The sequence below is a fragment of the Chamaesiphon sp. VAR_48_metabat_403 genome, assembly GCF_031422475.1.
In the GTDB taxonomy this organism is placed as follows: Bacteria; Cyanobacteriota; Cyanobacteriia; order Cyanobacteriales; family Chamaesiphonaceae; genus Chamaesiphon.
In genome coordinates this window covers 1-14,815 of the sequence record NZ_JANPLS010000292.1, presented here as the reverse complement: position 1 = coordinate 14,815, position 14,815 = coordinate 1, and the positions used below count along the sequence as shown (strand labels likewise).

General features: G+C 47.0%; 14 protein-coding genes. 7 read left to right on the top strand and 7 right to left on the bottom strand.

All coding sequences use genetic code 11. The features are described 5' to 3' along the window. Positions 1–31: 31 nt before the first annotated feature. A complete protein-coding gene (locus RMO79_RS13830) occupies positions 32–1,159 on the top strand; it encodes a glycosyltransferase family 1 protein (RefSeq protein ID WP_310483741.1) in 1,128 nt (375 codons plus the stop codon). A gap of 23 nt (positions 1,160–1,182) precedes the next feature. Beyond that, positions 1,183–2,280: an acyltransferase gene (locus tag RMO79_RS13825; protein WP_310483740.1), complete on the top strand. Its 1,098-nt coding sequence runs from the start codon at positions 1,183–1,185 to the stop codon at positions 2,278–2,280. 232 nt (positions 2,281–2,512) lie between these two features. Here the strand turns inward: RMO79_RS13825 and RMO79_RS13820 are convergent, their stop codons facing one another. The 4 genes from RMO79_RS13820 to psb28 all read right to left on the bottom strand — a co-directional run bounded on the left by RMO79_RS13820 (position 2,513) and on the right by psb28 (position 4,646). Further along, the gene (locus tag RMO79_RS13820; RefSeq protein ID WP_310483739.1) at positions 2,513–3,148 is read right to left on the bottom strand and encodes a biopolymer transporter ExbD; all 636 of its coding nucleotides are present in this window, start codon (positions 3,146–3,148) and stop codon (positions 2,513–2,515) included. Between the two features lie 124 nt (positions 3,149–3,272). Next, a complete protein-coding gene (locus RMO79_RS13815; RefSeq protein WP_310483738.1) occupies positions 3,273–3,785 on the bottom strand; it encodes a hypothetical protein in 513 nt (170 codons plus the stop codon). Further along, on the bottom strand, positions 3,782–4,294 hold the full coding sequence (locus RMO79_RS13810; protein WP_310483737.1) for a molybdenum cofactor biosynthesis protein B: 513 nt from the start codon (positions 4,292–4,294) through the stop codon (positions 3,782–3,784). Before RMO79_RS13810 ends, RMO79_RS13815 begins: the two co-directional genes overlap by 4 nt. A 7-nt stretch (positions 4,295–4,301) precedes the next feature. Then, positions 4,302–4,646 carry a photosystem II reaction center protein Psb28 gene (psb28, locus tag RMO79_RS13805; protein ID WP_310483736.1) on the bottom strand — a complete coding sequence of 115 codons (345 nt, stop codon included), beginning with the start codon at positions 4,644–4,646 and terminating at the stop codon, positions 4,302–4,304. Between the two features lie 54 nt (positions 4,647–4,700). Here psb28 and bioF point away from each other — a divergent pair, with 54 nt between their 5' ends. The 4 genes from bioF (at position 4,701) to RMO79_RS13785 (ending at position 9,674) form a co-directional block, all read left to right on the top strand. Further along, a complete protein-coding gene (bioF, locus tag RMO79_RS13800) occupies positions 4,701–5,888 on the top strand; it encodes an 8-amino-7-oxononanoate synthase (protein WP_310483735.1) in 1,188 nt (395 codons plus the stop codon). 295 nt (positions 5,889–6,183) lie between these two features. Next, positions 6,184–8,088, top strand: coding sequence for a chromosome segregation ATPase (locus RMO79_RS13795; protein ID WP_310483734.1), 1,905 nt, complete (start codon positions 6,184–6,186; stop codon positions 8,086–8,088). 151 nt (positions 8,089–8,239) lie between these two features. After that, positions 8,240–9,013, top strand: a complete 774-nt coding sequence (gloB, locus tag RMO79_RS13790) for a hydroxyacylglutathione hydrolase (RefSeq protein WP_310483733.1) — start codon at positions 8,240–8,242, stop codon at positions 9,011–9,013. Between the two features lie 274 nt (positions 9,014–9,287). Further along, positions 9,288–9,674, top strand: coding sequence for a hypothetical protein (locus RMO79_RS13785; protein WP_310483732.1), 387 nt, complete (start codon positions 9,288–9,290; stop codon positions 9,672–9,674). A gap of 242 nt (positions 9,675–9,916) precedes the next feature. On the opposite strand, the gene queF is transcribed toward RMO79_RS13785, so the two are convergent. Then, on the bottom strand, positions 9,917–10,330 hold the full coding sequence (queF, locus tag RMO79_RS13780; protein ID WP_396136597.1) for a preQ(1) synthase: 414 nt from the start codon (positions 10,328–10,330) through the stop codon (positions 9,917–9,919). Between the two features lie 39 nt (positions 10,331–10,369). Continuing rightward, positions 10,370–10,759, bottom strand: a complete 390-nt coding sequence (locus RMO79_RS13775) for a hypothetical protein (RefSeq protein WP_310483731.1) — start codon at positions 10,757–10,759, stop codon at positions 10,370–10,372. A gap of 179 nt (positions 10,760–10,938) precedes the next feature. On the opposite strand from RMO79_RS13775, the gene RMO79_RS13770 reads away from it, so the two are divergent. After that, positions 10,939–12,750, top strand: a complete 1,812-nt coding sequence (locus tag RMO79_RS13770; RefSeq protein ID WP_310483730.1) for a tetratricopeptide repeat-containing serine protease family protein — start codon at positions 10,939–10,941, stop codon at positions 12,748–12,750. Between the two features lie 68 nt (positions 12,751–12,818). Here RMO79_RS13770 and RMO79_RS13765 read toward each other — a convergent pair. Then, positions 12,819–14,815 (bottom strand): ExeM/NucH family extracellular endonuclease (locus tag RMO79_RS13765; protein ID WP_310483729.1); only part of this gene is annotated, 1,997 nt, incomplete at its 5' end.

The window sequence follows — 14,815 nt, the reverse complement described above, 5'->3', positions numbered from 1 at the left end:
TTACTCCTTACTTCCCATCCCCCTATCAACAATGAAAATCGCGATCGTCAGAAGAGAAAAAGGTGTAGCATTGAGTATGGATGTGTACACAGATAATTTAATCGATCGATTAAAACAGCTACAACCGACATGGGAAATTATTGAAATTGCGCCCACCCCTTGGGGCAAAAATGGCGACGAAAATCTCTGGAAGTCGGGTACAGGCGTGCGGAAATATTACGAGCGGTTGTGGAATCATCCGCGCCAAGTCAGCCAGATTGAAGCAGATATTTACCATATTGTCGATCATAGTAACGCTCACGTCGCCTACTGGCTCAAAAAAACTGGCAAACCGATTGTGGTTACCTGTCACGATTTGGTGCAATTTGTTTATCCTGATATTCTCAAAGATCGATCGCGGTTTCCCGCTTTGAGTATGGCTTCGTGGAAATATTCCGTGCGGGGGATGAAATCAGCAAATCGAATCGTGGCGGTATCGACAAATACCGCGCGAGATGTCGCTAAATCGCTCGATATTCCCACTGATAAAATTACCGTCGTTCCTAATGGCGTAGAACCCTATTTCCAACCCCTCCCAGCGACGGATACCGCCGCCATCCGCCATCGCTATCGCAGCACGCCAGCAACATTGTGCTTGCTCAATGTCGGCTCGAATCATCAGCGCAAAAATATTCCCACCATTCTGCAAGTATTAGTCGCACTTCGCGAGCGTGGAATTGATGTCAAACTATGGAAAGTCGGAGATGAATTTACCCCAGAGCAACTCGCCGCAATTCGATCGCACGATCTCGAATCGACAATTGTCGAAATTCGTAATCCCGATAAACAAACCCTATTAGAAATCTATAATACCGCCGATATGTTATTGGCTCCTTCACTATATGAAGGCTTTGGCTTAACAATTTTAGAAGCGATGGCTTGCGGGATGCCCGTCATTTCTGCGAATGTTTCTTCATTACCAGAAGTTGCTGGCGATGCGGCAATTTTGGTACCGCCACTCGATGTTAACGCGATCGTCGATGGCATTTTATCATTACACCAAAATCCAGCACTGCGACAAAGCTATGTCGATAAAGGTATCATTAGGGCAAAACTCTTTAACTGGGAGCAAGCTGCTGTCAGTCTTAGCAAAATTTATCAAACTCTTACAAATAGGTAAACCAAAAAACTAGTTTAGCAGCGATGAATAACCAAAAATTATTAGGCATCGAACTTTGTCGAGGACTAGCGGCATATGCAGTTATTTTAGTCCATTCAGGCGATGAGAATTGGGGATTAGCCACCGATCCTAGCGCGATCTCTTTCCGCTTAAATTTCTATTTTGGCGTACCTTTTTTTCTTGCCGTAGCTTTTTACTTTCTGACGGCTAAACCAGAGATCGCTTACTCTGCCAAATTCTGGCGATCGCGATTCGATCGAATTGTTATTCCCTATATAATTTGGACTGTCATCTTTTTAATATTAAGAATTATCATTTTTGCCGCCAGCGATCGAACCGATCGCCTCCAAGAGTTATTAACAGATCCACTCTCGATCGTATTTTTTGGTGGAGCTTCCTATCATCTTTATTTCTTGGCTTTACTGCTGGCTGGTACTTCTTTAATCTTATTGGTGCCACTGCTCCAAAAGTTAAAAGTTAGCAATTTAGGTTTATTATTACTGTCAATTTTGAGTGCCGCGCTCTACAACTGGCTAGAAATTTCAGGAAATTCATTCCATTTAGGGCCAGATGTTGCTTTTAAGAGCCTACTTACGACATGGCAAATAGATTTACAAGCTCATCCATTATTAAGATTATTGTTGGTAGAAATTGCTTGGCTAATTAAGTGTTTACCATATTTATGTGTATCGCTGTTATTACATCAAATTTTTAAATCCAAAAAAATATCGCAACAATCCATAAAAATTGGTTCGATCGGATTGCTGATAGCGATTAATATTGGCGGTCAATTATTGTTACCTAAATCTTTTAAAGAAATTATCTTAGCTTATACGTTGTTACTGGTAGGTATATCGATTTCGAGTTATTTCAAACATCCGATCGTCAACAATATTATCGCGAGTGTCGGTGCGTGTTCCTTTGGGATTTATTTAATCCATCCACTAATTATGAATATTGTCAAAAGTTTGGTAGATAAAATTTCTCCCGAACTGACAAATTCTATTTCAATTCCATCGATGCTCGCCCTCTCGATTCCCTGTTTTGTAATTTCATGGCTATCAGTTGCGATCGCCAAAAATAAGCTGGCAACCGATCGGTTACCAGGTTTTAGGCTTTAGGCTTTACGAGTCTTGAGAAGATGTCCGAACAGGTTTTTTGATGTGGCTTGTAGATCTAAAGCCCCCAACCCCAAATCCCCCTTAAAAAGGGGGACTTTGACCGGATCTTAACCCCCTTTTTAAGGGGGTTTGGGGGATTCAGATCTCGAAACGAAGTCTAACCAACTTGTGTATACACCGTAGCCTTTTTAAGGGGGACTTATAAGAGCAAGCGGTAGCTTTAGTAATTAATTTAAGGCGATTTACTGGGAGCTGCGCTCGGAGTTACCGTTGGTGTTGGCGTGGTTGGAGTTGTCGTTGCTGGATTCGCGCTGGGAGTGGCAGTCGGCGTAACTGGCGTGGGAGTGGTGAGTGTCCCCGGTGCTGGTGTAGCTACGCCGCTATTGGGCTGGGTATTACTGGGATTCACACCTGGGGCTGGAGTGGAACTAGGGATAATTGGCGGCGTGGGTGCGGCGGTATTCGAGGGGAGAGTTGCTAGTGCGACTCGATCTCCAGCTACCCCTCGGAGTGCATCGAGAACTTCGACGACTTTATTGTAGCTGACTTGTTTGGACGCATATAGCACGATCGAGCTGTTGGGGCGTGCTTGACGGTATTGTTTGACGGCTTCGACTAATTGTCCCGGAACTAACATCGGTTGCTGTTCTAAGAATATTTGTCCCGCATCATTGAGACTCACCATCAACAGTTCTCTGGCTGCTGGCGTACCACTGGCAGCCTTGGGAATATCGACGCTAAGTGCCTGCTGTCTGGCTACCTGTAGCCCTGCTAATAGAAAAAATGTCAAAATGCAAAAGATGACATCAATCAGCGGTACTAGCTCGATTCTGGGGTCTTCGTTTGTATTACCAGAGTTTATTTTCATAAGTTTGGGAGTAGCGAATTCAAAAAGAGCGGGGAGCGGGGAGCGGGGAGGAGATAATTTTTTTGTTGGAAAAACCGAAAATTACACCTCAAATCAGCAACGCCATTTTTTCGAGGTTATCGATCTATTTTGCTACCCCAGTAGTTACACACAAATTATCATTCGCGCTGTCTACCTGCGGTTTTTGCTGGTTTGTTTGAGAAGTTTTTTGAGGAGGTTTAGCATAAGTATCTTTACTCTGAATCTGACGATCGGCTTCGAGCGGATTGAGGTTTTTGACTTTATCTAAAGCTGTCGAAATTTGCGATTTAGAAATACACCAATCTCTCCGCGCGGAGATTGCCGAGCCAGTCTGTGAGAACAGTTGCTGAGATTTTTGGCTCAGGGATTGTAAGTGCGGGTTGATGTGTTGGGTTGTGAATTTCTGAATATCGGTAACAGTCGCGCGGATAGATTGTGAGTTAAGCTGCCAACTATTACCCCCGATTTTAGTTTTAATTTCTAAATCTTTATCGATAATAAATAGCATCCTAAAGGCAATAATACTACCGATCGATAAGCAGATTATCGTCCATTGCAACCAGTTAACAGAACTTTTAGACTCGCTTTTGGGTTTATCGCCGCTTGCAGATTTCATGTAATTTGGCTGACTAAATGGATGAGTTCGGGGAGAACGAGTTTTTCCATGCCCAATTGTACTGCACCGCGCGAGCCGGGCAGTGAGAAGACTAAAATGTTACCATACGTACCCGCAATCGCGCGGGAGGAAATCGCCCGCGATCCGATTTCTTGATAGCTTAAATACCGAAAAATTTCACCAAAGCCCGGTATAGTTTTGGTGAGGACGCGGGAAATTGCATCGTAAGTGGTATCGCGAGCGGAGATGCCCGTACCGCCATTAACAACGATCGCTTGAACGATCGGCACGATCGCGATCGTCCGTGCTAATTCGGCTAAAATGCGATCGGGTTCGTCAGGCACGATCTGATAACTACCGACCGTGTGTCCCGCCGCTTGCAACAATTGTTGGGCTAATGCGCCGCTACTGTCGGTTGCAGGCGTGCGGGTATCGCTGACAGTCACGATTGAACAATTAATGCTAATTGGAATCGCATCTGGGTGAGGTTGAGAAGCACGATCGAGCATGAGCTGGTTATTCTGCTTCAGCCTTGATAAATCCTAAACCGTTAGCTTCGGAATAGCGTTCCATAAAGCGCATGAAGCGATCCCACTCTGCCGTAGAATTCATGATATAAATCGCCTCTAATGCTTCGGGCTTACCATTGACAAATTTGGCTTTGACTTCGCGCGTGACAATCTCGCCTTCTTCGTCAATCATATACAATCCAGTCACTTCTTCATTGACTTCATTGCCGAGGATTGCTGGTTTTTCAAAGTAAAATGATGCTTTACCTTGCTCGCCAGTGCGAGATTTGGTGAGTCGGACATCGGGAACGACTGGTTCGGTGATGCCTCTGGAAAACTGGATTTCTGCCATAAATGAGTTGGGATAAAGTTATTTTCATATACTAATCGATCGAGAGTTCCAAATTTGAATCAATTAAATCCTTATGCTTGGATCGATCGATCCTTAGAGACGATTCGACAGGCAAATTGGTATCGCTCCGTGCGTTCGATCGAGAGTTTACCAGGTACTCAAGCGACGATCGACGGACGAGTATTAATTAATTTTGGAAGTAACGATTATCTTGGTTTGGCTGGAGACGAGCGAACGATTCGAGCGGCTATGCAGGCGACGCAACAGTTTGGCACGGGTGCGACGGGTTCGCGGTTGACAAGCGGACACAAACAGCTCCACCAAGATCTCGAAGATGCGATCGCGGGTTTAAAGGGCACTGAAGCCGCCTTGGTTTTTAGTTCGGGGTATTTAGCAAATTTAGGGACGATCTCGGCTCTAGCGGGCAAGCAAGACCTAATCTTGAGCGATCGTGCCAACCATTCGAGTCTCAAAAATGGGGCGCGCTTGAGTGGGGCGAAAGTTGTGGAATATCGTCACTGTGATGTTGACGATTTGCGGGAGCTATTAAAGACGCACCGAGATAATTATCGTCGCTGTCTGATAATTACCGATACGGTGTTTAGTATGGATGGAGATATTTGTCCGCTGCCAGCAATTTTGGCACTGGCGATCGAATCTAATGCCATGCTATTGGTAGATGAAGCCCATGCTACGGGCATATTTGGGAAGACAGGCGCGGGTGTCGTCGAACATTTCGATCTGGTGGGGCAACCGTTAATCGAAATGGGTACATTAAGTAAAGCCATCGGTAGTTTGGGCGGCTATGTCGCTGCGAGTAATTCGATCGTCGATTTTCTTAAAAACCGCTGTGCGAGCTGGATTTACACGACTGGATTATCGCCCGCCGATACCGCTGCCGCACTTACCGCGATCGAAATTATTAGCACCACACCCCAACTGAGACAGCAACTGTGGCAAAATGTGGCAGCTTTAAAACAGCAAATCGCCGAGCGATTCCCAGAATTACGACTCATTTCCTCGCAATCGCCGATTATTTGTCTCGAATTACCCGATGCTAGCACGGCGATGTCGATCGGGATTCAACTCCAACAAGCCGGAATTTTCGCCCCAGCCATCCGTCCCCCGACAGTCCCCACGAGTAGGATCAGACTATCGGTGATGGCAACACATCAACCCGCACAGATAGCACATTTAGTCACGGCGATCGCGCAAATATTCACCCTTACCTCAGTAAGCTAAAATAGATATTAGCCTAAGTTGTTAGTTAAAGTTTTTTAGTCATAAATCCTCCCCATCCTCCCGCCCTTCCCCATCCTCCCACACCCCCTCCTCTTTCAATTAGAGAGTAACTAGTAACTTACGTTAAATCTCCGCCAAACTGCTAACTTATTACCAGTTAGACTTGACAAAGCAGACCGAAAAAAATCACAATAGACCCCACAGAGTCAGGTAATTTAAAGTCTTCAGTACCTAGCTCGGAGTCAGAATTGTAAATCTGCCCCACTTCCCAATCCCAACTACCCTTTTTCTAGTTTTGGCAAAACCAAGCGCGCGCTTCGACTTTGAACAAGCAACCCAGGTTACTAAACAATTAGTCAACCAGATGCCCCCTTGGTTGCGGCTGTCGTTTATCCGGAGTTGGGTATTCTGGGCAATTATGACTCTGGGCATTTCTGGTGGGTTGGTTTACCTAGCATTAGGCTTATTACTCAACCCCAAAGCCGTACCGAATTGTCCCGAAATATTCGTCCCGATGTCCTCACCATCGCTGCGGGTATATTGCGGACAACTAGCCGCCAGCAAGCAAACACTCAAAGATTTAGTCTCCGCACTAAGTCTCGTCAAAGATATCGCTCCAAACGATCCGACGCGCAGCTATGTCGATAGTAACGTGCAACGGTGGTCGCTGTCGATTTTAAGATTAGCAGAAGCCAGCTATCAAGAAGGCAACTATGATGAAGCCGTCAATGCTGCCAAGAAAGTCCCCTCAAATGTGCCCGCCTACAAAATTGTGTCCCGCCGCCTGGGACAATGGCAAGAAACTTGGAATAAAGGTGTTGCCCTCGATCGGGAAACTAGGGGATTATTAAACAGTTCTAAATGGGTAAATGCCTACTCTGTCGCCGTTAAACTAACTCGTCTCAACAATCGCTACTGGGCGACGACTAAGTATCAAGAATTAGCCGACTTAGTACAAATTGCCAAAGCCGATAGCAGCAAGCTAGATGAAGCCCGCCAACTAGTCAAAAGTACTTCAGTAGCAACTTTACTCAAAGCTGTCGAAATTGCCAATAAAGTCGATCCTAAAAGTTTCGCACATACGGAAGCCCAAACACTCATCGGTACCGCTTCGAGTCAAATGCTCAAACTGGCTAGAGCTAAATTCGATAAAAATGACTGGAATGGCGCGCTCGAAATTGCCAACAAAACCCCAGAATCCGCCCAAACCAAAACCGAACTCCAAGATCTGATCGGGTTATCGCAAGCCCAAATCAATGCCAAAGCTGGCACTGTGTCCGAATTAGAAACAGCCATCTCGCTGATTCAAGGCATCAAACCAGAAAGTTCTCTCTACCAAAAAGCCCAGCAAGTTTCCGGACTTTGGCAGCTCGAAATTCAAGATCTCGCCGCACTCCAACACGCTCGCAGCATAGCGACTACTGGGACTGTCGCCGATCTCCAACTGGCAATTAATGAAGTTAAAGGCATTCCCGCCAACAATCCGCGCGGTAAAGAAGCCGCGCGAGTTGCGATTGAATGGAGCAAGCAAATCGAGACAGTTCAAGATGCCCCTTACATGCAAGCCGCCGATACCTTAGCGGCAGATAATACCGTCCAAAGCGTCCAAAGTGCGATCGTTCAACTCAATCAAATTCGCCCAGGGCGCGCGCTTTACCCCCAAGCTCGTCAAAAAATCCAACAGTGGACTGCCGATATCCAACGCGCCGAAGATACGCCAATCCTCGCTCAAGCCGAAAGCCTAGCAACTAGCGGCGATCTCAGAGCCGCGATAACTATGGCTCAAAAAATCGGATCGGGACGTGCGATGTCAGCGCAACGCCAAGAACGAGTTAGCGATTGGCAGTCTCAATTACAGGCATCAGCAAATTTAGCTAACGCCCAGAGAGTAGCTGGAAACGGAACCCCAGAATCTCTCCTCTCAGCGATTCAATCGGCAGCTAGAGTACCTAAGAGTTCTAATCTGCGATCTCAGGCTCGATTATCGATGGATAACTGGGGATCTCAGATGCTAGAAATCGCTCAAAGCACCGCCACGAGCGACCTCCGCCGCGCGATCGCGATCGCGCAATCTGTTCCTTCTAATACATCTGCCTACAGTTCCGCCCAAAGTTTCATTCAACAATGGCAACAACAGCTTAACCCTACTCCCACCCCCACAGAATCGCCAGCAACTGATGATAATGGATTGTTGAATTAGGGAATAGGGAATAGGGAATAGGGAATAGGGAATAGTGGATAGTGGATAGTGGATAGTGGATAGTGGATAGTAAGTAGGTTTTGGAAGCAATTGTTTGTACTCCCAGTCTCCCAGTCCCCCCGTCCCCCCGTCCCCTATTCCCCCACTCCTCATGGAAATCCTCCGCATTCCCGTTCTTTCAGACAACTATATCTTTATACTGCTCGACTTAGAGCGCAAGATTGCCGCAGTTGTCGATCCTGCTGAAGCTGCGCCAGTACTTGCCACATTACGCCGCCATCAAGTTGAATTGGTAGCAATTTTTAACACCCACCATCATGGCGATCATGTGGGTGGTAATCAAGAATTAATCGCCGCTTATCCCGACGTGCGGGTGTATGGCGGTGCTGAAGATCGGGGTCGTATTCCCGGACAACAGGTATACTTAACCGATGGCGATCGGGTAGAATTTGGCAGTCGTACTGGTGAAGTATTCTTTATCCCCGGACATACTCGCGCCCACATTGCCTATTATTTCCCGCCAGTCGAGAGCGATGTTCCTGGCGAACTATTCTGCGGGGATACAATTTTTGCTGGCGGCTGTGGGCGGCTGTTTGAGGGCACTCCAGCCCAAATGGTCGGTTCGATGACCAAATTGCGTCAGTTGCCCGATAATACCCGAATTTGGTGCGCTCACGAGTACACCCTGAGCAATCTTAAATTTGCAGTTACTGTCGATCCTGAGAATCAGGAACTCCAGCAGCGACTAGTCGATGTTACCGCCGCCCGTCAGCAGCTAATTCCTACTGTCCCGACATCTTTAGGCGTTGAGAAGCGAACTAATCCCTTTCTCCGCTGGGACATTGCCGCTCTCCAAGCCAGTGTTGCTAGTAATGATGCGATCGAGACTTTTGCCCGAATTCGCGGTCGTAAAGACCAATTTTAAGCATTAATTCCAACTGTAGAAATTCGTGTGTTGCTGCGTAGATCTTTACCCCACCCCAGCCCTCCCCATATAAGGGGGGTAAGTCCACTGTAAAAGAATTCTAGCCGACAAGTCGGTATGCGGGAGGTTTGGACTAGAAAGAAATAAACTGTGAGGATCGATCGGTTATCGGCTAAAATTAGGAACGTTTAGCGTGTGTTGTGAGGTAGCGTCGATGAAATTTGGCATTCGGCAGGTTGGAGTTGTGTGCAGTGCGATAGCGATTGGTTTTTTAATGACAAGCTGTAAAACTGGGAAAGTCGCTCAATGTGCTGACATGATTCAAGTTATCAATCAGACAGTAATCGATACCAAGACTAATACTGAATCTGGCACCGCGCTGAATGTGGGGATTGTCGAAAAACTAGTTACTGTTTTTGATAAAGCTGCAAAAGACATGAATTCTGTCAATGTTAGCGATGAAAAGCTCAAGACTTATAAAAGTCAGTTTTTGTCGATGTATCAAGGCGGGATGGAAATTAATAAACAATTGATGGTAAGTCTCCAAGAGCGCAAATCGACGAAGGTGCATGAAGGATTGCGAAAATCTAACAATATTTTCAGTCCCGAACGAGATCTGGCGACTGGACTTACTCAATATTGCAAAGCACCGGAGAAATAAGACGGGGAGACGGGGGGACTGGGGGACTGGGGGACTGGGGGACATCTGAAATTGTCAACGCCGAATAAATAAGGCATTATCGACAGGAGATCGTTCTCGATCGCACTAAGTTTATCACCTAAAATTCAGGGTAGGGGTAATTCATGAATTACCCCTACCCTGAATAGGCGATTCACCATTCACTATCCACTATTCACTATCCACAAAAACACTAATAACCGTGTTTTAAGGCAAGATGTGAATTACGATTTCTCGTGCTTGACTTCGACAATCATATGGACGTTACCGCGTGGTGAAAAATCAGCGCGAACGGTAATGTGATGCGGATCGGAGATCGCGACAAAATCGTCTAAAATTTGATTGGTAACTTCCTCGTGAGAAATATACCGATCGCGGTAACTATTGATATATAGTTTCAATGCCTTGAGTTCGACGACTTTTTGGTCGGGTACGTAAATAATCCCGATCGTGGCAAAATCAGGATAGCCAGAAAAGGGACACTTACAGGTAAACTCTGGCAAACTAATCTCGACATTATAGCGTCTGCCCATCCGGGGATTGGGGAACGTAATCAGTTCGCCGTTGATAATTTCCCGTTCCCCATATTTCATCTCGCTCGGAGGTGTCATCACTGGTGCTGTATTGTCCTGACTCATGTAATTGGCGATCTGCGATCGATAGTTGATAACATTCTACTAGTTTAGATCGTTCTCGCCTTCCCAATCGGCACAGCGATCGCTATTACAACCGTAAGGATACATCCCGCACACCAGCAGATTGCCCCCATACACAGAACCATTATAGTTGAGACAACCCACACAAGCCGGATGCACTGCCGGATCTGGCATCGGTTTAGTCGGCATGGGAATATCCCAGTTCATTGCCGTGGGTTCTTCAAATTCTAATTCTAATTCTTGCCAGAGTTCAGTCAGCACTTGTTTCAGCTCATCCAATTGGAGATTAAAAATATCCTGAGCTTCAGTGGTGACTTCTTCGACTAATTCTGTGAGTTCCAGGCGAAATCCATCAAACAACGCGGTTAAATCTTTGAACGCGGCGGCGATTTCGTTTTGCCATTCTTCCATAGCGAACACCTAGTAATTATTGCCAAATCTAGATCTAGATTGTACGACGACCTCGATCGATCCGCTAGTGACTTGCTAGATTTAGATAGAATTGATACCAAAGCTCAATTCTAGCATTCCCCGCGATCGGGCTAATTTTGCTATGGGGGCGAGATTTTGTATATTTAGTGCCAACTGCGATGAAACTAGTTATTTGGTTAGCCACAGCCACCCTGGGGATTGGGATTGCCCAGCCCGTTCGGGCGGCGACTACTCGCGAAGTTTACAATATTGCTAAATCAGTGACGACGAAAATCGATGTCAGCCAAAATGGACAACAGATCGGTCGTGGTTCGGGATTTTTGCTAAAAAAGCTCGGCAGCGTTTACGTCCTGATTACCAGCAAACACGTTACCAGATGTTCAGATAATAACTGTACCTTTACGATTACCACTGCCGATGGCCGCAGCTATCTGGCTACGGGTAAGCAGGTTACTACCTCCTCAGACTTAGATCTCGCCGCGATCGAATTTACCAGTCCCCACAACTACCCACTGGCTCGATTGGCTGAGTCTAGCGCAGTTAAACCGGGCGATATCGCGTACACATCAGGATTTCCCGTCGAAGCGGAGGGCTTTACATTTGCTGGTGGCGAGGTGCTAATTAATGCCCAAAAACGCCTGTCGGGAGATCGGGGCGGCTATAGCCTCGTTTATAATGCTTACACTAATAAAGGGATGAGTGGTGGTGCAGTATTCGATCGACAGGGACGAGTAGTGGCCGTTCACGGTCATGGCGATCGCATTACTGTGGGTACTTTATGGCAGAATCCGAGCGATCGATCGACTCGATCGACCCCAACTAATACTGACAATTATGGCAGCAAGATGGGGTTTAATCGCGGCATACCCACGCTATGGTTATCAACATCTACTCTCATGGGACAAGCTGGGAGCAACAGCATCAAACCCCCGCAGAGTGCCGATGACTTTTTGATTTTGGGGATGAACAAATTTATCGCCCCAGACACCGATAATATCAAACAAGATAAGCAACAGGCTTTGGCATATTTCAATCGGAGCATTCAACTCCAGCCCAACTATGCGATGTCTTATTTCTTGAGATCGTTAGTCAACATGCAATTAGGAAATAGTGATGCCACTCGCAGCGATCTGACGAAAACTTATCAGTTAAATTCGTCACTGTCCATACCATCCCCGTACAATACCAAGCCGATTCCAGTCGATCGATTAGATCGATGGCTAGACGACCACCGGAACTTTATACTTGCTAATAAATCGGGTGTGGAGGCTGCCGCAGAATTACAGCAAGTTCGATCGAGCCGACAGCGACAACGCCAACAGCCACTAGGTGAAACATACCAAAGTTCGATCCAAAAACTCGATCGAGCGATTCAGTCCTATCCTCAAGATTCACCAGATTATTACATCAAGCTGAATCTAGCCAATTTGTACGTCTTACGCGCCGAACTTCAAAAACGCGATCCGAGTAAAGCGGCTGCTAGCATTGCCGATTTTAAAAAAGCTGGCGAAATTTATCCCGTTGCCGAGTATGCTTACGCCTACTACCAGCGCGGATCTTGGCGCGCAGCGGGGGGCGATCGATTGGGTGCGATGGCCGATTACCGTCAGGCTGCCATATTAGCAAAAAAAGAGGACAATCCGACTGCTCTGCAAATGGCTAATGCCATGCTCGATCCTGGCAGCAGCAATCGTGAGGGTGGCGTGAGATCGGGCGGCTTTATACCGGGCGGTGCCACCCCAGCTAGACGTAGCAAGATTTCTACCAGACTTCGGCGGACATCCAATGCTACTCAAGCAGAATTTTATGTGCGGATGGCTGACAAGATTGCCAAAAAAAGTACCGATCGGAAGCTGGCGATCTCGTACCTTCAACGAGCAGCCGAACTCTACAGACAAGATGGCAATATGACTAAATATCAAGACACGATCGATACGATCCGTAAATACACAAATAACGATTTTAATTAAATAATGCCCGATTTGAGAGGCAGGAGCAATCGATCGATTGCTCCCGTTTTTTGTTAGTTGCAACTAATTTAGAAAATCGAGAAACTATTATTAGTCAAAGCAGGGTTGCCGACTAATTGAGCGATGCGGACTTGCGCGGTACCGCCAGCTCCATCAACATCGAAGAATAACGCACCAGAGTTATTGTTGTAGATCAACCGTTGGCTGGCGGTGGTGGCAGAAGATCCGATCGTGAATCGGGAAGCATCCAAGACTCCCAATCCATCAGTGTCAAAGACCGCATTACCACCAAAACCGGAACGGAAGATACTCAATCGATCTTCGCTTACCACGAAATCGTTAATTTTGTCAATACCTTCATTAGCACCGTAGTAAACAAAAGTATCGTTACCAGCACCGCCAAAGAGTAAATCGACTCCGGCACCACCAATAATAAAATCATTACCGCCGCCAGCATTGATGATGTCATTGCCCGCATTACCAAAGAGGGTATCGCTATTATTGGTACCGACTTGGTTGTCGGCTCCAGGGTTGCCACCAGTTGGCTTTAAGTTTAGTCCGGCTAGTACCGGATCGTGGTCGGACGATCGGAATCGATCGGGTCGATAAAGCGTGGTATCATTGCGGACTTCGGCGATATTTTCCCCACTAGATTGAATGGCATCATTGTAGTCGAGGACGATCGGTTCTGAGGAGTTGATATTCCACTTGGCAGCACCCGTTACTTGAGCGAGTAAGCTGGATGTAACTAAGGCATGATCTAGCGAACCTGTCTGACCGTCAAAGACGAAGGAATCAGTTGTAGTGGTGAGTTTGGTTAAGCCGCCAGCGCGGAGGATATCGATCGGATCTTCTTCGTTGTAGGCATTGAGATCGCCCAATACCATTACATCGCTATCGCCAGAGGCAGTTTGCATCTGACCGACGAAGTTGAGGAGGGCGGTGGATTGGGCTTTGCGGGTGGCATTCGATAAGCCTTGACCGTCGCCTTGGTCGGTATCGCCCGGTAAGCCAGCACTGGAGCCTTTAGACTTGAAGTGATTGACAATGGGGGTGAATTTTTCACCATTGGCATTATTGATGAAGGTCTGCGCTAATGGTGGACGGGCGGTATTAAAGGCGGAGTCGTTGAAATAGACCGCATTACCGACAGGCGTAACAGCACCAGGCTTGTAGATGAAGGCGACCTTAATTTCATCGGTACCGGGGCTACCAGTCGTGTTTGCCAGTTTGATATAGTCGTAGGTGTTAGACCCGATCGACGCATTCAAGCCGTTGACTAAATTAGCGATCGCCGAATTGGCTCCATCGCCATCATTTTCCATCTCGATCAGACCGACGACATCGGCATTCAAATCTTTGATGGCTGAGATAATTTTATTGCGTTGGCGGCTAAATTCGACCTCTGTAGTTGCACCCCGCGAAGTTGGGAAACCACCGCCTAAACCATCGCCGTTGAAGTAGTTGAGGACGTTGAAACTACCAACTTTAATACCGCCGCCGACATTGGGCAGAGCCGGACGCGGTTCGTAGTTGAAAATTGGGGCTTGCGTGGGTTGAATCCGATAATTATTGAAGCCGAAACCGAGTACGCCCGTCAATCCACCGATCGTACTGCCGATACGGAGGGTGTCGTTAGCCGGATTCGCGTCGGTGGTGTCGATGTAGGGGACATCGCTGAGGTTGGACAGGGTGCTACCATCATCGAGCAGAATGCGACGGCGATTATTGAGGTCTTGTTGGGCGGTAACAGCGGCAACATTGCTCGTCCCTGATGAATTGGTGCCCGATGCAACTGCATCGTTAGGATCGATAATATTCGTCGGATTGAATAAGCGACCGTCAGCAGATAGAGAAACTTCCCCAAAGCGACCTAAGTTAAAGACTTCAGTGACGGTGAGGGTTTCGGGGATGGTAATTAACATCCCTTCAAAGCGTTCTAAATCGCCCAGGGTCGTTAGCGGCAGATCTAGGACGGTACCCGTGACCAAAGCCTGTTGTCCGGTCGCCAAGACGCTAATATCGGCTGCTGTGGTGGGCGTAATTGTCGCTTGGTTGAAGGATG

What these genes read in the sequence shown, in the direction of transcription:
- RMO79_RS13830 (WP_310483741.1), top strand. Translation starts at nt 32, where the DNA reads ATGAAAATCGCGATCGTCAGAAGAGAAAAAGGTGTAGCATTGAGTATG.
- RMO79_RS13825 (WP_310483740.1), top strand. Translation starts at nt 1,183, where the DNA reads ATGAATAACCAAAAATTATTAGGCATCGAACTTTGTCGAGGACTAGCG.
- RMO79_RS13820 (WP_310483739.1), bottom strand. Translation starts at nt 3,148, where the DNA reads ATGAAAATAAACTCTGGTAATACAAACGAAGACCCCAGAATCGAGCTA.
- RMO79_RS13815 (WP_310483738.1), bottom strand. Translation starts at nt 3,785, where the DNA reads ATGAAATCTGCAAGCGGCGATAAACCCAAAAGCGAGTCTAAAAGTTCT.
- RMO79_RS13810 (WP_310483737.1), bottom strand. Translation starts at nt 4,294, where the DNA reads ATGCTCGATCGTGCTTCTCAACCTCACCCAGATGCGATTCCAATTAGC.
- psb28 (WP_310483736.1), bottom strand. Translation starts at nt 4,646, where the DNA reads ATGGCAGAAATCCAGTTTTCCAGAGGCATCACCGAACCAGTCGTTCCC.
- gloB (WP_310483733.1), top strand. Translation starts at nt 8,240, where the DNA reads ATGGAAATCCTCCGCATTCCCGTTCTTTCAGACAACTATATCTTTATA.
- RMO79_RS13785 (WP_310483732.1), top strand. Translation starts at nt 9,288, where the DNA reads ATGACAAGCTGTAAAACTGGGAAAGTCGCTCAATGTGCTGACATGATT.
- queF (WP_396136597.1), bottom strand. Translation starts at nt 10,330, where the DNA reads ATGAGTCAGGACAATACAGCACCAGTGATGACACCTCCGAGCGAGATG.
- RMO79_RS13775 (WP_310483731.1), bottom strand. Translation starts at nt 10,759, where the DNA reads ATGGAAGAATGGCAAAACGAAATCGCCGCCGCGTTCAAAGATTTAACC.
- RMO79_RS13770 (WP_310483730.1), top strand. Translation starts at nt 10,939, where the DNA reads ATGAAACTAGTTATTTGGTTAGCCACAGCCACCCTGGGGATTGGGATT.